This window comes from Thiemannella venezuelensis, from assembly GCF_014203605.1.
GTDB classification, from domain to species: domain Bacteria; phylum Actinomycetota; class Actinomycetes; order Streptosporangiales; family Streptosporangiaceae; genus Planomonospora_A; species Planomonospora_A venezuelensis.
Genome location: NZ_JACHJJ010000005.1, coordinates 86,314 through 103,863 on the forward strand (window position 1 = coordinate 86,314; position 17,550 = coordinate 103,863).

The window sequence follows — 17,550 nt, forward strand, 5'->3', positions numbered from 1 at the left end:
TTCCAGTTGTGCCACATCAACCGGGTCGCGTCAGACCAGTCGCGCGAAGTGGTTCTCCGGCTTGCGGATGACCATGCCGATCTCGTCGTGCGTGGCGGGGAAGCGCCCGCCGGAGGCGGCCTCGACGGCCGAGCAGGCCGCGCGCCCCAGCGACCGGACCGCCGCGGGACCGCTGGACTCCAGGATCTCGTCGGTGACCATCAGCCCCCGGGCCAGGCAGAAGGCGTGGATCCCCTCCTTGGAGATGGCCGGGCCGTACACCGTCGGCAGCGGGCCGACCGTGCCCTTGGGGACGAGGCTGCGCCAGAGCATCCGCCGTACGAGGGAGGGGGTCAGCCGGACGCACATCCCGTAGGCCGAGGCGCGGTCGCGCATGCGCAGCAGGGCCAGCCCGCCGGGGCGCAGCCCGGCGAGCAGCCGGTCGAGCACGAGCTCGGGATGGCGGACGCGCTCCAGCAGGAACGAGACGCAGACGACGTCGAACGAGCGCGGCGGGACCGGGACGGTGCGCAGGTCCCCCAGGGCCCAGGAGTCGAGGTCCTTGCGGCCCGGCATGCTCGCCCGCACCGCGGGGAGGTCCTCGTCGATCCCGACGACGCGGGACCGGGCCCGGTCCAGGGCCAGCCCGCTAGGGAAGCCGCAGCCCGCGAGCAGGACGTCGAGCCGCCGCCCGGTCACCTCCTCCAGGCGCTCCCGGATCCGCTGGTCGAATAGGTCGCTTCGAGTCACGATCGAGCGTACTTCAGTCATATCACCTAGAGTAGTTGAATCGATACAGTTCGTCACGTCTCTCCTCTTCTTACGGATCGCAGAGGCGGGCGAAGTACCCTTGACCGGTAACCCCCCGTGCCCCGGCGGCCGGGGGCCTGTCGTGTTGCCGTCGTGGGGCTGTGGGCGAGAACTGATGAGCCTTTCCGGACTGCTGGACCTTGTCGCGGGCGAGCCGAAGCTGGCCGCCGCCCTCGCGGACGCGCGGGAGGGCGGCGCCTCCGGCGTCTCCGACACCTCGCTCGTCGCCCCGCCCGCGCTGCGGCCCTTCGCCGCGGCCGCGCTGGCCAGGGAGACGGGCCGGACCGTGCTGGCGGTGACCGCGACCGGCCGCGAGGCCGAGGACCTCGCGGCGGCGCTGTCCAGCCTGCTCGGCCCGGAACCGGGCTCCGGCGGCGGGAAGGACGGAGAGGGGGACGGCGGGAACACGGTCGCCGTCTTCCCCGCCTGGGAGACCCTCCCGCACGAGCGGCTCTCCCCGCGCAGCGACACCGTCGGCCAGCGCCTGGCCGTACTGCGCCGCCTGGCCCACCCGGTCGAGGGCGACGCCGCGGCAGGACCGCTGCGGGTCGTCGTCGCCCCGGTCCGGGCGGTGCTCCAGCCGATCGTGCGCGGGCTCGGCGACCTTTCGCCGGTACGGCTGCGCGCGGGCGACGACGCCGACCTCGACGCCGTGGTCCACCGGCTGGTGGAGAACGGCTACCACCGCGTGGACATGGTGGAGAAGCGCGGCGAGGTCGCGGTCAGGGGCGGGCTGCTCGACGTCTTCCCGCCGACCGAGGAGCACCCGCTCCGCCTGGAGTTCTGGGGCGACTCCATCGAGGAGATCCGCTGGTTCAAGGTGGCCGACCAGCGCTCGCTGGAGGTCGCGGAGGACGGGCTGTTCGCCGCGCCCTGCCGCGAGCTGCTGCTGACCGGGGACGTCCGGGACCGGGCCGCGGCGCTGTCCGCCGAGCACCCGGCCCTGGCCGAGATCCTCGACCAGCTGGCCGAGGGCATGCCGGTGGAGGGCATGGAGGCGTTCGCCCCGGTGCTCGCCGGCGAGATGGACCTGCTGATCGACCACCTGCCCGCCCGGGCGGCGGTGTTCGTCTGCGACCCCGAGCGCATCCGGAGCCGGGCCGACGAGCTCGTGCGGACCAGCCAGGAGTTCCTGGAGGCCTCCTGGATCAACGCCGCGGCCGGCGGCGAGGCCCCCATCGACCTGGAGGCGGCGGCGTTCCGCACGCTGGAGGAGATCCGCGACCGCGCGCGCGAGCTCGGGCAGCCGTGGTGGTCGATCGCCCCGTTCGGTGGAGAGGGTCCGGGCGGTGACGGTCCGGGCGGTGACGGTCCGAGTGGGGCGCTGGTCCTGGACGCCCGGGAGTCGGAGGCCTACCGGGGCGACACCCAGCGGGCGCTGGGCGACATCAAGGGCTGGCTGGCCGACGAGAAGGTCGTCGTGCTGCTCAGCGAGGGCCACGGCCCGGCCGAGCGGATGGTCGAGCTGCTCAAGGGCGTCGACCTGCCCGCGCGGCTGGAGGCGGGCCTCGACCGGGCGCCGGACCCCAAGGTCGTGCACGTCACCACGGGCCTGGTCGACCACGGCTTCGTCAGCCCCTCCCTGGCCGTCCTGACCCACCTGGACCTGGTCGGGCAGAAGGCCTCCACGAAGGACATGCGCCGGCTGCCCAGCCGCCGCCGCAACATGGTGGACCCGCTCCAGCTCAAGGTCGGCGACCACGTGGTGCACGAGCAGCACGGCGTGGGCCGCTACATCGAGATGGTGCAGCGGACCGTCCAGGGCGCGACCCGCGAGTACCTCGTGATCGAGTACGCCAAGGGCGACCGGCTCTACGTCCCCACCGACCAGCTCGACGAGGTCACCCGCTACGTCGGCGGCGAGTCGCCCACGCTCAACCGGATGGGCGGCGCCGACTGGGCCAAGGCCAAGACCAAGGCGAAGAAGGCGGTCAAGGAGATCGCCGGCGAGCTCATCCGGCTCTACAGCGCGCGCATGGCCTCCCCCGGCCACGCCTTCGGCCCGGACACGCCCTGGCAGCGGGAGATGGAGGACGCCTTCCCCTACGCCGAGACCGGCGACCAGCTGGAGGCCATCGACGAGGTCAAGCGCGACATGGAGCGCGCGATCCCGATGGACCGGCTGATCTGCGGCGACGTCGGCTACGGCAAGACCGAGATCGCGGTGCGCGCGGCCTTCAAGGCCGTGCAGGACGGCAAGCAGGTGGCGGTGCTGGTCCCGACCACGCTCCTGGTCCAGCAGCACCTGTCCACCTTCGCCGAGCGCTTCTCCGGTTTCCCGCTGAACGTCAGGCCCATGTCGCGCTTCCAGACCGACGCCGAGGTCAAGGTGACGATGGAGGGCACCCGCGACGGCACGGTGGACGTGGTGATCGGCACCCACCGGCTGCTCTCCCCGGAGGTCCGGTTCAAGAACCTCGGCCTGATCATCATCGACGAGGAGCAGCGCTTCGGCGTGGAGCACAAGGAGGCCATGAAGCACCTGCGCACCCAGGTCGACGTGCTGGCCATGTCCGCCACGCCGATCCCGCGCACGCTGGAGATGGGCCTGACCGGCATCCGGGAGATGTCCACGATCCTCACCCCGCCGGAGGAGCGCCACCCGATCCTCACCTTCGTCGGGCCGTACGACGAGAAGCAGATCGCCGCCGCGCTGCGCCGGGAGCTGATGCGCGACGGCCAGATCTTCTTCGTGCACAACCGGGTCGCCAGCATCAACAAGGTCGCGGCCCGGCTGCGCGAGCTCGTCCCCGAGGCCAGGGTGGCGGTCGCGCACGGCCAGATGAACGAGCAGCAGCTCGAAAAGATCATGGTGGGGTTCTGGGAGCGCGAGTTCGACGTGCTGGTCTCCACCACGATCGTCGAGTCCGGCCTCGACGTGCCCAACGCCAACACCCTCATCGTGGACCGGGCCGACAACTACGGCCTGTCCCAGCTGCACCAGCTGCGCGGCCGCGTCGGCCGGGGACGCGAGCGCGGCTACGCCTACTTCCTGTACCCGCCGGAGAAGCCGCTCACCGAGACCGCCCACGAGCGCCTGGCCACCATCTCCCAGCACACCGAGATGGGCGCGGGCATGTACGTCGCGATGAAGGACCTGGAGATCCGCGGCGCGGGCAACATCCTGGGCGCCGAGCAGTCGGGCTTCATCGCGGGCGTCGGCTTCGACCTGTACGTGCGGATGATGGCGGAGGCCGTGCAGGAGCAGAAGGCCAAGCTCTCGGGCGCCCCGGAGCAGGAGGAGCGGCCGGACGTCAAGGTCGAGCTGCCGATCAACGCGCACATCCCGCACGACTACGTCACCTCCGAGCGCCTGCGCCTGGAGGCCTACAAGCGCGTCGCGGCGATCTGCACCGAGGACGACATCGCGGCCGTGCGCGCCGAGCTCGCCGACCGGTACGGCAGGCCGCCCCAGGAGGTGGAGAACCTGCTGGCCGTGGCCCACTTCCGGATCAGGGCGCGCAAGGCCGGGCTCACCGACGTCACCCTGCAGGGCCAGCACATCAGGTTCTCCCCGGTGGCCCTGCGGGACTCCCAGCAGGTACGGCTCCAGCGCCTCTACCCGAAGGCGCTGCTGAAGCAGGCCGCCGACATCCTGCTGGTGCCGGTGCCCAAGACGAAGCCGCTCGGCGGGCAGCCGCTGCGCGACCTCGACCTGCTGCGCTGGTGCGACGATCTGGTCGAGGCGATGTTCCTCGAAGGTTCCACCGCAACGGGCCGGTAAAGTGATACGGCCTCTGTCGTGAAGGGATCGCAAGTGAAGTCGACTCGAGTGCGCGTCATCCTGGCGGTCATGGCCGCGGGTGCCGCGCTGACCGCCTGCTCTCCGTTGCAGGCCGGCGCCGCAGCCATCGTCGGTGACCAGCGGATCAGCACCAGTGAGCTGAGCGCCGACGTCCGGGAGTACGAGAAGGTCATGACCGAGGCCGGTGTCTCCGCGGGGCAGCTGCAGCTCCAGGGGTCGATCCCGCAGGCGCTGCTGGGCAGCAAGATCTTCATCAGCCAGCTCGACCAGCTCGGCGCGCGCGACGGCGTCGCGGTGACCCCGGCGGAGATCGAGGCGCTCATCGCCCAGGTCCTCCAGCAGCAGCAGGGCGCCACGAAGGAGCAGCTGGCGATCAACAACGCCGTGCCCCCGTCGGAGCTGAACGCGCTGGTCCGCGCCTCGATCGTCCAGCAGAAGCTGATGGCCAAGTACGGCGCCGGGCAGGACCAGGCGTCCCAGCAGGCGGCGGCCCAGAAGCTGGCGCAGGAGGCGCAGGCAGCCTTCCCGATCACCCGCAACCCCCGCTACGGCGAGCCCAACCCGCAGGCGCAGAGCGCGGCCGACGCCATCATCGAGAGCAACCGCTTCGGCGCGCTCCCCGCAGCCGCGGGCCGGTAGCGCCGGGCGGGGCCAGGCGGCGGAGCCTCTCCCGAACCGCCCGGGCTCCGGCGCCGGCGTCCTCCCGGCCCGCCGCCCCGGGCGGCGGGCCGCACCCCGGTAGCCTCTGGGCATGCCGCTGATCGTCGTCACCACCTCGCCCCGGGTCGCCCCCGGGCTGCTCAGCCACCGCGCCTGGCAGGCGCTGTCCGAGGGCCCGGTGCACACCGCCGTGCCGGACCATCCGCACCTGCCGTACCTGGCCGAGGCGGGGGTCGCCGTCGAGGTCGTGACGCCCGACCCGGCCGCCCTGGTCCGGCGGGCCCAGGACGGGACCGTGGTCTGGCTGGAGGCCGACGAGGCGCTGATGCGCTCGATCGGCCACGCCGCGGTGGTGCTCGAGGACCCGCCGGTGATCGAGGTCGTGCCCGGCTCCTACGACCTGCCGGGGGCCCGGCTGCTCGACCTCGTCGCGGTGATGGACCGGCTCCGCACCTCGTGCCCGTGGGACGCCGAGCAGACCCACGAGTCGCTGGCGCCGTACCTCATCGAGGAGGCCTACGAGGTTCTGGAGACCATCGAGGAGGGCGACCGCGGCGCGCTCCGCGAGGAACTGGGCGACCTGCTGCTGCAGGTGGCCTTCCACGCGCGCGTCGCCCAGGACCGTGCGGGGGACCCGGACGGGAGCGGCTTCGACATCGACGACGTGGCCGCCGGCATCGTGGACAAACTGGTCCGCCGGCACCCGCACGTGTTCGCCGCCGTGCAGGTGGACGGCGCCGAAGAGGTCAGCGACAACTGGGAGACGATCAAGGCCGCCGAGCGCGCGGCCAAGAGCGGCGGCGACGCGGGCTCCGCGGTGGACGGAGTGCCGATGGGCCAGCCCGCGCTCTCCCTCGCCGCCCAGCTCCTGCGCCGCGCCGAGCGGGTGGGGAGCCCGGCGGACCCGCCCGCCGAGGGCCTGGGCGGGCGCCTGTTCGAGCTGGTACGGCAGGCGCACGCCGAGGGGCTGGACCCCGAGGCCGAACTGCGCGCCGCGGCCCGCGTCTACCGCGACCGGATCCGCGCCGGGGAGTCCGCCCTGCGGGGAGCGGTTGCCGGGCAGGAGCCGTCCGGCCGGTAGCGGGCGGCGGCCGGCGGAGGGCCGCGGCGCCGCGCCCGGAAACGCCGGATGCGGGCGGCAGCCGTACCGGGAAGTAGGGCTCGATAGGCTTTTGCGGCAAACTGTCCTGCGACTTTAGGAGCGCTTCGTGGCTTCCATCGAGGGCGTACACGCCCGCGAGATCCTTGACTCCCGGGGCAACCCGACGGTCGAGGTCGACATCCTGCTGGACGACGGCAGCGAGGGCCGCGCGGCGGTGCCGAGCGGCGCCTCCACCGGCCAGTTCGAGGCCGTCGAGCTGCGTGACGGCGACGGCCGGTACGCCGGCAAGGGCGTGGAGAAGGCCGTCCTCGGGGTGACCGACGAGATCGCCGACGAGATCATCGGCTTCGACGCGGCCGAGCAGCGCAGCATCGACCAGGTGATGATCGACCTGGACGGCACGCCGAACAAGGCGCGGCTGGGCGCCAACGCGATCCTGGGCGTCTCCCTGGCCGTGGCCAAGGCCGCGGCGGAGAGCGCCGAGCTGCCGCTCTTCCGCTACCTGGGCGGGCCGAACGCGCACGTGCTGCCGGTGCCGATGATGAACATCCTCAACGGCGGCGCGCACGCCGACACGAACGTGGACATCCAGGAGTTCATGATCGCGCCGATCGGAGCCGAGTCGTTCCGCGAGGCGGTGCGGATGGGCACCGAGGTCTACCACGCGCTCAAGGCCGTGCTGAAGGAGAAGGGCTACGCCACCGGCCTGGGCGACGAGGGCGGCTTCGCGCCGAACCTGCCGTCCAACCGCGACGCGCTGGACCTGATCCTCGTCGCGATCGAGAAGGCCGGCTACACGCCGGGCGAGGACGTCGCGCTCGCCCTCGACGTGGCCGCCTCGGAGTTCCACTCCGAGGGCGTCTACACGATCGACGGCAAGGGCCTGTCCGCCGCCGAGCTGATCGCCTTCTACGAGGACCTGGTCGCCAACTACCCGCTGGTCTCCATCGAGGACCCGCTGGACGAGAGCGACTGGGAGGGCTGGAACGCCATCACCGAGGCCCTCGGCGACAAGGTCCAGCTCGTCGGCGACGACCTGTTCGTGACCAACCCCGAGCGGCTGGCGCGCGGCATCGCCGAGGGCACCGCCAACGCGCTGCTGGTCAAGGTCAACCAGATCGGCACGCTGACCGAGACCCTCGACGCCGTGGACCTGGCCCACCGCAACGGCTACCGCTGCATGATGAGCCACCGCTCCGGCGAGACCGAGGACACCACGATCGCCGACCTCGCCGTGGCCACCAACTGCGGCCAGATCAAGACCGGCGCCCCGGCCCGCTCCGACCGCGTGGCCAAGTACAACCAGCTGCTGCGCATCGAGGAGCTCCTCGACGACGCCGCCCGGTACGCGGGTCGCGCCGCGTTCCCGCGCTTCCGGCGGTAGTTTCGCACCGTACGGCGTGCGCCCGCTCCGGCGGCGCACGCCGTGCTCCGGAGCACGGACGCGGGAGGAACGACGCGGGAGGACATGTGGCGAAACGCCCTCAGCTGACGGGTCGGGCGGCGGTGCTCGCGGTCGTGGTGTGCGCCATCGCCATGAGCCTGGCCTACCCGGTCAGGGAGTACATCGCGCAGCGCCGCAACGTCGCCGAGCTGAAGCAGCAGCAGGCCAGGCTGCTCGCCGAGATCAAGGCGCTGGACGACGAGAGCAGGCAGCTCAGGGACCCCGCCTACCGCAAGCGGCTGGCCAGGGAGCGGCTGTTCTACTGCGAGCCCGGGCAGAAGTGCTACGTCGTCATGGACGACACGCCCGAGCAGGCCAAGGGCACGGCCGAGGAGAAGCAGGCCGTCGCCAAGCCGCCGTGGTACGAGACGCTCTGGGAGTCGGTCGAGGCCGTCGACGCGGGCAGGGGCAGGAAGGCGGCCGGGAGCTGACGGCCGATACCCTGGAGGCCTTTGCGCACGAGGGGGCCGGAGATGGTGGACGACCGTGACGTGGCGGCGGTGGAGCGGCAGCTCGGCCGGGCGCCGCGCGGCCTGCGAAGGGTGGCGCACCGCTGCCCGTGCGGGCTGCCCGACGTGGTGGAGACCGCGCCGCGGCTGCCGGACGGCACACCGTTCCCGACCCTGTTCTACCTGACGTGCCCCAGGGCCAACTCGGCCGTCGGCACCCTGGAGACCTCCGGGCTGATGAAGGACATGCGGGCCAGGCTCGACTCCGACCCCGAGCTGGCCTCCGCCTACCTGGCCGCCCACCGCGACTACCTCGCACGCCGTGACGAGGCGGCGGCCGAGGACGGCCTGGAGGCGCTGCCCCCCGGCATGCAGAGCGCCGGGGGCATGCCGGACCGGGTGAAGTGCCTGCACGCCCTGGTCGGGCACGAGCTCGCGGTGCCGGGGGCCAACCCGTTCGGGCGCGAGGCGCTCGACGCGCTCGGCGCGTGGTGGGCCGGCGGGCCGTGCTGCCCGGAGGACGGCGCGGGAGCGGACGGCACGGGGAGCCCGGAGGCCGCGGGGAGCCCGGAGAGCCGGGAAGCGCAGTACACGACCAGCACCGAGGAGAACGACAAGTGACCCGCGTCGCCGCGATCGACTGCGGCACCAACTCCGTCCGCCTGCTGATCGCGGACATCGAGCACGACGCCCTGCACGACGTCGAGCGGCGGATGGAGATCGTCCGGCTCGGCGAGGGGGTGGACCGTACCGGCAGACTGGCCCCCGAGGCCCTGGAGCGCACCTTCACGGCGATGCGGGAGTACGCCGGGCTGATCGGGCGGCACGGGGCCGACCCGGTCCGCGTGGTGGCGACGAGCGCCACCCGGGACGCCGCCAACCGCGACGAGTTCACCGCCGGCGTGCGGGAGATCTTCGGGGTCGAGCCCGAGGTGGTCAGCGGCGCGGAGGAGGCCGGGCTGTCGTTCACCGGCGCGACCCGGGGGCTGGTGCGGCTCTCGCCGGAGACCGGCCTGCCCGCCCCGGACGGCACCCGCCCGCCGTACCTCGTGGTGGACATCGGCGGCGGCTCCACCGAGTTCGTGGTCGGCTCGGCGCACGTGGAGGCGGCGCTCTCGGTGGACATCGGCTGCGTCCGGCTGACCGAGCGGCACCTGCGCGGGGCGGGCGACCCGCCGTCGCCGGAGGCCGTCGAGGCGACGGTCGCCGACATCGACGACGCGCTCGACCGGGTCGCCCAGGAGGTGCCGGTGGAGCGGGCGCTGACCCTGGTCGGTCTCGCGGGCTCGGTGACGACCGTCGCCGGAATGGCGCTTGAGCTGGATGAATACGACCCGGATAAAATTCATCACTCGCGGATTCCGGTAGGACAAGTGGAGAATGTCTCCCGCCGCCTGCTGGGAATGACGCACGCGCAGCGGGCGGAGGTCGGAGTCATGCATCCCGGCCGGGTGGACGTGATCGGGGCCGGAGCGCTCATCCTGGACCGGCTCATGGAGAGATACGGCTTCGCCGAGGTCGTCGTCAGCGAGAGGGACATTCTCGACGGCATCGCCTGGTCGATCGCTAAACCGTAACGACATCTGGACAAAACACCCGTTAGCGGAGTATTGGAGATCGTTCCGTTTTATGGTTAGGTAAAGAGGCTTTAGCGAGGCTTTGCCGTGGGGCCCGGCACAGCTGGTGTCGGGGCGGCAACCGTCTCCGGAGCGCACTTTGCTTCCTAACGAAACGGAGCACCCCCTCATGAAGTCCGGACTAGCACGCAGGCTAGCCGCGATGGGAGCCGGCGCGGCCATGCTGGCGACCATGGCAACGGGCCTGCTGGCCACCCCCGCAGCGGCGGCCAGCGGTTCCACCCAGGCCGGGAAGAGCACCTCCTCGGCCGCCCCGAAGGCGTCCGTCTTCGCGGGCACCCCCAAGGCGTCCTACAAGGGCGACGACTGCCCGGTTCGGGTCACCTTCTCCTCGAACATCAAGGTGAAGGCCGTCAAGGGCAAGACCACCGTGGCCTACCGCTGGCTGCACGGTGACGGGTCGAAGAGCAAGGTCAAGACCTTCACCGTCGGCAAGGGCGTCAAGAACGTCACGGTGAAGGAGACGACCACCTTCAAGAGCGACGTCAAGGGCTGGCAGGCTCTGCAGGTCCTGGCGCCGCGCAAGGCGACCTCGAAGAAGGGTTACTTCAAGGTCTCCTGCGGCGACCACAACGGCGGCAAGGAAGAGATCCGCCCGGTCATCGGCGCGGACGCCTGGGTCGACGAGGGCAACTGCCAGGCCGCTCTGATCGGCCGCATCACCGCCTCCGTCCCGGCCCTGGTGCGCTACCGCTGGGTCGTCAACGGCCACGTCGTCGACTACGGCGCCGTCAAGGTCAGCGGTTCCCGCAAGGTCGTCCACGTGATCCGCCCGGGCAAGGACCTGCGGGGCTGGGCCGCCCTGCAGATCGTGGACCCGGTCAGCACCGGCTCCGGCCGGGTCGGGTTCAAGATCTGGTGCAAGGACTGGTCGCCCAAGGTGACCGCGTCCGTGCACAGCCTCGCCGACTACGAGGGCTCCTGCCCCGTCGACCGCGCCTTCACCGGCACGATCAGCGCTTCGCACGGCCGCGGCCACGTGAAGTACCGCTGGATCCGCAACGGTGTCGCGGGTGCCTGGGAGAGCGTCTACGTGCACGGTTCCACGACCGTGCGTGACCCGTGGCGCGCCACGGACTCCGGTACGGCCAGCCGCGCGATCGAGCTCTACCACGGCTCGACCACCGGCACCGTCACCAGCAAGGTCACCTGCAAGGCTCCGGTGACCGCGTCCGTGGACCTGAGCGTGGCCCAGGACACGAGCACCTGCGGTGGCGTCGTGGGCAAGGCCTCGGCCAGGGTGACCGGCACCATCACGGTCTCCGGCGCGAGCGAGCTCGTCTACAGCTACACCTCGGGCGGCGTCCCCACCAAGGTCACCAAGACCGTCGGTGCGGGTGGCGGCACGTTCTCCCTGAACGAGCTGGTCGTCGAGGCCAAGGGCGCGTTCACGGTGAGCGTCTCCAGCCCGCAGTCGGTCTCCAAGACCGTCAGCTGGGACTACTCCTGCCCGACCGCCTAGGGCGGGCAGGAGTCCGGGAACGCCTGACCACCAGGCCGGCCTGACGCAGGGAAGGCGGCGTCCGCTCCGTGCGGGCGCCGCTTTTCCATGCCCGGGCCCGTCCTGCTCCCGGGCCCGTCCTCTCCCCGGTCCGGCCCCCGCACCCCCGGCCCGGTCCTCCGCGCGGGCCCGTGCCGCCTCGGGAGCCCCTGGCCGCCGGCGGTGAGGGCCGGTGGCACGATCAGGGGATGACCTTCGTTCCTCCGGGGTCCGGGTGGCCGGACGACCCCGCCCAGCCGGACACGCCCGTCGCGCACGACCCCGCGGAGGTGGGCGAGCTCGCGGCGGCGAGCCGTACCATCGCCGAGCTCACGGCCCGGCAGTCGGTCTGCCGGGCCTGTCCCCGCCTGGTGGAGTGGCGCGAGGAGGTGGCCGCGGTCAGGCGCCGGGCGTTCGCGGAGGAGACCTACTGGGGCAGGCCGATCGCCGGGTGGGGGGAGGAGCGGCCGGAGGTCCTGATCGTGGGGCTGGCCCCGGCCGCGCACGGCGGCAACCGCACGGGGCGGATCTTCACCGGTGACCGGAGCGGGGACTGGCTGTTCGCCTCGCTGTACCGGACGGGCCTGGCCGTACAGGAGACCAGCGTGCGCGCGGGGGACGGGCAGCGGCTCATCGGCGCGCGGATGGCGGCCGCGGTCAGGTGCGCGCCGCCCGGCAACAAGCCGCTGCCCGAGGAGCGCGAGGCGTGCTTCCCCTGGCTGGCCAGGGAGATCGAGATGGTCGCCGGGGGACTGCGGGTGGTGGTCGCGCTCGGAGGCTTCGCCTGGCAGGCCGTGTGGCCCGCCCTGAGGGAGGCCGGCTACGCCCTGCCGCGCCCGCGGCCCGCCTTCGGGCACGGGGCGGAGGTGGAGATCGTCCGGAACGGAACTTCCGCCCGTCTTCTCGGCTGCTATCACCCCAGCCAGCAGAACACGTTCACCGGGAGGGTGACGGCCGAGATGCTGGATCAGGTCTTCACCAGGGCGAACGTGCTTCGAGACATGTGAAGTCAGTCACAAAAGAGAATTTACGCCGAACTTTCCTCTGAAACATGGACGACTAATTCATCCCTGGTGAAAATCACATGAAGTTGCCAGGGGGGCGCCTGGCGCGAGCCGGAGGACGGGACGTATGCTTGTGAAAGCTTTCACAAAGTCTCGGACCTAAGGGGCGCCGAAGTGAACCGCAACTCCAAGCACATCGTGGTCATCGGTGGGGGCTATGTCGGCCTCTACACAGTGCTGCGGCTGCAGCGCACGCTCCGCAGGGAGCTGCGCGACGGCAGCGTGCGAATCACCGTCCTCACTCCCGAATCCCACATGACCTACCAGCCGTTCCTTCCCGAGGCGGCGGCCGGCAACCTCTCCCCCCGGCACGTGGTCGTGCCGCTCCGGCGGGTCCTGTCGAAGGCGACGATCCTCAACGGCAAGGTCACCAAGGTCGACCACGCGGCCAAGACCGTGCAGTTCGAGCCGAACGTCGGCACTCCGCACGAGATCGGCTACGACCTCGTGGTGATGGCGGCCGGCTCGGTCTCCCGGACCCTGCCGATCCCCGGCCTCGCCGACGCCGCGATCGGCTTCAAGACCGTCGGGGAGGCGATCGCCCTGCGCAACCGGGTGCTCGGCCTGCTGGACCGGGCGGAGAGCGACGACGACGAGGACCTGCGCCGCCGGGCGCTGACGTTCGTCGTGGTCGGCGGCGGCTTCGCGGGCATCGAGGCGCTGGCCGAGCTGGAGGACATGGCGCTCGACGCGATCCGCTACTACCGCAACGTCTCCACCGCCGACCTGCGCTGGGTCCTGGTCGAGGCCACCGACCGGATCCTGCCCGAGGTCGGCCCGGAGATGGGCCGGTGGACCGCCGAGCAGCTCCGCGAGCGCGGCATCGAGGTCAAGATGAACACCCGCCTGGAGTCCTGCGAGGGCGGCCGGGTCAAGCTCTCCGACGGGGAGGAGTTCGAGTCGGCCACCATCGTGTGGACCGCCGGGGTGAAGCCCAGCCCGGTCGTGAACGCGGGCGACCTGCCGCTGGACGAGCGCGGCCGGATCAAGACGACCACCCGGCTGACCGTGGTCGGCGCCAAGGACGCCTTCGCCGCCGGAGACGTGGCCGGGGTGCCCGACGTGACCAACCCGGGCCAGTACTGCGCCCCCAACGCCCAGCACGCGGTCCGCCAGGCCAAGGTGCTGGCCGACAACATCACCCGCCACCTCCGCGGGCAGGAACTGGTCGATTACCGCCACAAGTACGTCGGATCGGTTGCCGGGCTGGGCCTGCACAAGGGCGTCGCCAACGTCTACGGCGTCAAGCTTCGCGGATTGCCTGCGTGGTTCATGCACCGCACCTACCATCTGTCGCGGGTGCCTACCTTGAATCGCAAGGTCCGCGTGATGGCGGACTGGACTCTGGCGCTGTTCTTCAAGCGGGAGACCGTCTCGCTCGGAGAGATCGAGGAGCCCCGCGCGGAGTTCCGCGCGGCGGCGACGACCTGAGTCCCGGCACCCGAGGGTTAGGGAGTCGCTGGGGTCTCCTCGGGGTTCGTCACTGATTCTCGTGTCCGTCCCCGGGCCCCGGCCGGCCGGGAGGGGGCCAGGGATGGGCTTGTCCGCGATCGCGGTGCTGGGAGTCGCCAGGCCGGGGGTGATCGCCGAGGTGACCTCGGCGTTCACCCGGCACGGCGCGAACATCGAGGACTCGGCGATGACGCTGCTCGGCGGCCACATGGCGATGATGATGCTGGTCTCCGGGCAGGTGCCGCCCGCCTCCGCCTTCCCGGGTCTGACCGTCACCGCCGCCGAGGTCGGCTCCTGCCGCGACCACGACCGCGAAGGGGGGCTCGGCTACGTCCTCACCGTCCACGGTCCCGACCGGCCCGGCATCGTGTCCTCGGTCAGCGAGGCGTTCACCGAGGTCTCGGGGATCATCACGTCCATGACCACCCGTCTCTACGGGTCGCTGTACGTCCTGATCGCGGACGTGTGGCTGCCGGCGAAGGTGGACGTGGCCGCCCTGATGCGCCGCCTGGCCGCGGTGGGCGCCGGCCTCGGCTGCGCGGTCACCTTCCGCCCCGCCGAGGCGGAGGTGCTCTGATGTGCGGCACGGCGATGTGCGGTACGGCGCACGCCCGGCTGGACGGCGTGCTGGCCGGCGGGGTCTCCCGGGAGCTGATCGGGGCCCCGCACCCCGTGCTGACCACGCAGACGCTCCCCGTCGACGCCGCCGATCCCCTGGTCGTCGCCGGAGCGGCCGACCTGCTCGCCACCATGCGCCGCTCCCACCGCTGCACGGGCCTGTCCGCGCCCCAGATCGGGCTGGGCTGGCGGCTGCTCTCCCTCGACGTCTCCCGGCATCCGCGGACCCGGTCCTGCGCCGGCGAACTCGTCGTGGCCAACCCCCGCCTGGTGGCGGCCTCCCGCTGGGAACGGGTCAGGGAGGGCTGCCTCTCGGTCCCGGGCCTCACCGGCGAGGTCTCCCGGGCCACCCGCATCACCGTCCGCGGCGAGCACCCCGGCAGCGGCACCCCCGTCACCGTCCACGCCGACGCCTTCGAGGCCCGCTGCCTCCAGCACCAGCTGGACCACCTCGACGGCGTGCTGTTCCTGGACAGGGTCGTCGGAGCCCGTGCCGTCCACCGCACCGGCCGGGGGAGCGGTGCGACGGGTGACATGACTAGTTACGCACGAGTGTTCCGTTACGTATGATTGCGGCGCCCCCGTAGCCCAATGGCAGAGGCATACCCCTTAAAAGGGTCGTAGTGCGGGTTCGAGTCCCGCCGGGGGCACTCCTGTCTCTCTCCTCACAAGGGCTTCCGACCAGGGAAGACGCGGTGGACGACCGCCCGTCGCCGTCCGGCCGTCCGCGGCCGGCCCCGACCGCCCGCGGCTCCTCCGGCCGGATGCGGGCGCAGAGGTCCGAGGGTTACCCAAACGTGATCTTCTTCCGGAAGGCGGTCCCCTCCCGGCGCGGACCGGACCCGCCGGCGTCGCTCCGGTCCTGCGTCAGGAGCTCTTACCGGCGCCCCGGGCCGCCCCGGAGCCGTCCTCGGAGGCCGGGTACCGATCCAGCAGGGCCAGGACCCGCGCGATGAACTCGTGGTGGTTGATCGGTTTGAGGATGAAGTCGTCGGCCCCCGCCTGGCAGGCCTCCCGCATGGCCTTCTCGACGTCGTTGTCCACCCAGGCGGTCACCATCAGCACCGCCACCCCCGCCGTGTCGGGCGCGGCGCGCAACCGCCGGCAGACCTCCAGCCCCGCCATGCCGGGAAGCTGCCAGTCCAGCACCATCAGGTCCGGGCGCACGTCGTGAGCCGCCGGCACGGCTTCGGTGCCGTTCGCCACGGCGTGCACCTCGAAGCCGGCCCGCTCCAGCAGGATGACCAGCAGGTTCTGGTGATCGGGGTCGTCTTCGACGACCAGTGCGACAGGCATGCCTCTCCAAAGTCCCTCCGTCTGTCTCTGCCCACTGGAATCCGGAGTGATGCTTGCCCGCGCGTTCCGGCTCCCGCCGCCGGCCCTCCGGCGGATCAGCCGGACGGGTAGGGGTCCGGAGCGCGCTCGTGCAGATGGGTGCGGCGGCCGTCCCGGTCGAAGATGCCGAGGACCTCGGCCGGACCGCCGAGGGCGCCGATCGCGTGCGGGAGCATCGTCGGGAACTCCGCGGCCTGCCCCTCCTCGACCCGCAGCCGGCGTTCTCCCAGGAGCAGCTCGACCGTGCCGGACAACACCGTGAACCACTCCCGGCCGGGATGCGCCTTCAGCGCGGCCGGGCCCTTCGGCGGCGGCCCGGTCAGCCGCACCCTCGCCACGGTGACGCCGGGCTCGCCGCGCAGCGCCCACTGGGTCAGGCCGCGCGCGGGGTCGTGGGTGGGGTTGGAGACGACGTCGTCGGCGGCGTTCTCGACGAGCTGGTCGAGCGAGGTGCCCAGGGCCCGGGCGATCGCGGTGAGCTGGTCGAGCGCGATCCTGCGGTGCCCGGTCTCGATCCGGCTGAGCGTGGAGGGGCCGAGACGGCAGCGGGCGGCGAGGTCGTCCAGCGACCAGCCCTGCGCGGCGCGCAGCGCCCGGATCCGCTTGCGCACGAGGCTGTCGAGGTCACTACCTTCTTGCTTCATAGGCAAGAGTTTATGCAGCATTGGCAACACGTTCGTAGGATCGAACGCATGGAACGTCCCGAATCCCGCCATTCCCACGCACCCCGCACCCATGCCGCCCCTCCCTCCCGGTCCCGTGACCACGGCCAGGAGCACGGCCATGACCACGGCCATGACCACAGCCATGACCACGGCCGGCAGGAAAGCCGCGCGCACGGCGCCGGTCCGCAGGACGGTCTCGCCGAGGTGCTGGACCTCGACGCCGAGCTGTTCGCCCCGTACCTCACCGCCGTCACCGGCCGCCTCGCCCGGCTGGCCGGTGACGGCGTCGCGAGCGTCGTGGACCTGGGAGCGGGCACCGGCACCGGCACGTTCGCACTGCTGGAACGCTTTCCCGCCGCCCGCGTGACCGCCGTCGACAGCTCTCCCGAGATGCTGGCCCACCTCTCCGGAGCGGCCCGTACCAGGGGCCTGGGCGACCGTGTGCGCACCCTGGAGGCCGACGCCGGCGCCGGTCTGCCCGGTGTCGCGGACGCGGACCTCGTCTGGGCCTCGGCCTCGCTGCACCACCTGGACGACCCCGCCGCGGCCCTCGCCGGGATCCGCGCCGCACTGCGCCCGGGCGGGCTGCTGGCCGTCGCCGAGCTGGACGGGATGCCGTACTTCCTGCCCGAGGACGCCGTGCCGGACCGCCCCGGCCTGGAGGCCCGCTGCCGGGAGGCCCTGGCCGCGCTCCACGCCGACCGGCTGCCGCACCTGGGCGCGGACTGGGGCGCGCTGCTGGCCGCGGCCGGCTTCGCGGTCGAGGAGGAGCACACCGAGCACCTGGAGCTGCGCGCACCGCTGCCCCCCGCGGCCGGCCGCTACGCGCATCTCGTGCTCGGCCGCGTCCGCGGCGCCCTCGACGGCCGGATCGACCCCGCGGACCTGGCCGCGCTCGGCGTCCTCCTCGACGGGGGCCCGCAGGACGTGCGCCGCCGCGGCGACCTCGTGGTGCGCTCCACGCGCCGGCTGTGGGCCGCCCGCACCCAGCCGGCCCGCGGCCGGGTGGCGAAGTCCGGCGACGGCGGGTGAGACTGGAGGGGGAGCCGGGAACTCCCGGCGGCGGCCGCGCGTTGAGGATATCGGCGGTAGCCGTACGGCCACTCGCAC

Annotated in this window: 16 protein-coding genes and 1 tRNA gene; 14 read left to right on the plus strand and 3 right to left on the minus strand. The window is 72.3% G+C overall.

The features are described 5' to 3' along the window. Window positions 1-30: 30 nt before the first annotated feature. Window positions 31-750 carry a class I SAM-dependent methyltransferase gene (locus FHS22_RS09930; protein WP_184940383.1) on the minus strand — a complete coding sequence of 240 codons (720 nt, stop codon included), beginning with the start codon at window positions 748-750 and terminating at the stop codon, window positions 31-33. Window positions 751-904: 154 nt separating this feature from the next. Between FHS22_RS09930 and mfd the strand changes: the two genes are divergently transcribed. The 13 genes from mfd to FHS22_RS09995 all read left to right on the plus strand — a co-directional run bounded on the left by mfd (window position 905) and on the right by FHS22_RS09995 (window position 15,090). Beyond that, window positions 905-4,513 (plus strand): transcription-repair coupling factor, encoded by a 3,609-nt coding sequence (gene mfd, locus FHS22_RS09935; RefSeq protein WP_184940385.1) that lies wholly within the window; start codon window positions 905-907, stop codon window positions 4,511-4,513. Between the two features lie 33 nt (window positions 4,514-4,546). Beyond that, window positions 4,547-5,173: a SurA N-terminal domain-containing protein gene (locus tag FHS22_RS09940; protein WP_184940387.1), complete on the plus strand. Its 627-nt coding sequence runs from the start codon at window positions 4,547-4,549 to the stop codon at window positions 5,171-5,173. Window positions 5,174-5,285: 112 nt separating this feature from the next. Then, entirely contained in the window at window positions 5,286-6,275 is a 990-nt protein-coding gene (locus FHS22_RS09945) for a nucleoside triphosphate pyrophosphohydrolase (protein ID WP_184940388.1), read from the plus strand. A gap of 127 nt (window positions 6,276-6,402) precedes the next feature. Further along, window positions 6,403-7,680, plus strand: coding sequence for a phosphopyruvate hydratase (gene eno / locus FHS22_RS09950; protein WP_184940390.1), 1,278 nt, complete (start codon window positions 6,403-6,405; stop codon window positions 7,678-7,680). Between the two features lie 86 nt (window positions 7,681-7,766). Then, the gene (locus FHS22_RS09955; RefSeq protein WP_184940392.1) at window positions 7,767-8,171 is read left to right on the plus strand and encodes a septum formation initiator family protein; all 405 of its coding nucleotides are present in this window, start codon (window positions 7,767-7,769) and stop codon (window positions 8,169-8,171) included. 42 nt (window positions 8,172-8,213) lie between these two features. Then, window positions 8,214-8,810: a DUF501 domain-containing protein gene (locus tag FHS22_RS09960; RefSeq protein WP_184940393.1), complete on the plus strand. Its 597-nt coding sequence runs from the start codon at window positions 8,214-8,216 to the stop codon at window positions 8,808-8,810. Next, a complete protein-coding gene (locus FHS22_RS09965; RefSeq protein ID WP_184940395.1) occupies window positions 8,807-9,766 on the plus strand; it encodes a Ppx/GppA phosphatase family protein in 960 nt (319 codons plus the stop codon). Before FHS22_RS09960 ends, FHS22_RS09965 begins: the two co-directional genes overlap by 4 nt. 202 nt (window positions 9,767-9,968) lie before the next feature. Further along, complete coding sequence (locus FHS22_RS09970) at window positions 9,969-11,288, plus strand: hypothetical protein (RefSeq protein WP_184940397.1); 1,320 nt, start codon at window positions 9,969-9,971, stop codon at window positions 11,286-11,288. Between the two features lie 227 nt (window positions 11,289-11,515). Continuing rightward, entirely contained in the window at window positions 11,516-12,313 is a 798-nt protein-coding gene (locus FHS22_RS09975) for a uracil-DNA glycosylase (protein WP_184940398.1), read from the plus strand. A gap of 171 nt (window positions 12,314-12,484) precedes the next feature. Further along, on the plus strand, window positions 12,485-13,801 hold the full coding sequence (locus tag FHS22_RS09980) for an NAD(P)/FAD-dependent oxidoreductase (protein WP_184940400.1): 1,317 nt from the start codon (window positions 12,485-12,487) through the stop codon (window positions 13,799-13,801). Window positions 13,802-13,904: 103 nt separating this feature from the next. Next, window positions 13,905-14,399 carry a glycine cleavage system transcriptional repressor gene (locus tag FHS22_RS09985; protein ID WP_184940402.1) on the plus strand — a complete coding sequence of 165 codons (495 nt, stop codon included), beginning with the start codon at window positions 13,905-13,907 and terminating at the stop codon, window positions 14,397-14,399. Continuing rightward, on the plus strand, window positions 14,399-15,010 hold the full coding sequence (locus FHS22_RS09990) for a peptide deformylase (protein ID WP_221473453.1): 612 nt from the start codon (window positions 14,399-14,401) through the stop codon (window positions 15,008-15,010). Before FHS22_RS09985 ends, FHS22_RS09990 begins: the two co-directional genes overlap by 1 nt. A gap of 7 nt (window positions 15,011-15,017) precedes the next feature. Continuing rightward, window positions 15,018-15,090: transfer RNA gene (locus FHS22_RS09995), tRNA-Leu, on the plus strand. Between the two features lie 217 nt (window positions 15,091-15,307). Here the strand turns inward: FHS22_RS09995 and FHS22_RS10000 are convergent. Together FHS22_RS10000 and FHS22_RS10005 are read right to left on the minus strand one after the other, a co-directional pair. Continuing rightward, window positions 15,308-15,736 (minus strand): response regulator transcription factor, encoded by a 429-nt coding sequence (locus tag FHS22_RS10000; RefSeq protein WP_184940404.1) that lies wholly within the window; start codon window positions 15,734-15,736, stop codon window positions 15,308-15,310. Window positions 15,737-15,831: 95 nt separating this feature from the next. Further along, the gene (locus FHS22_RS10005) at window positions 15,832-16,419 is read right to left on the minus strand and encodes a helix-turn-helix domain-containing protein (RefSeq protein ID WP_184940405.1); all 588 of its coding nucleotides are present in this window, start codon (window positions 16,417-16,419) and stop codon (window positions 15,832-15,834) included. Between the two features lie 48 nt (window positions 16,420-16,467). Between FHS22_RS10005 and FHS22_RS10010 the strand changes: the two genes are divergently transcribed. Beyond that, window positions 16,468-17,472, plus strand: a complete 1,005-nt coding sequence (locus tag FHS22_RS10010) for a class I SAM-dependent methyltransferase (protein ID WP_184940407.1) — start codon at window positions 16,468-16,470, stop codon at window positions 17,470-17,472. Window positions 17,473-17,550: the final 78 nt, after the last annotated feature.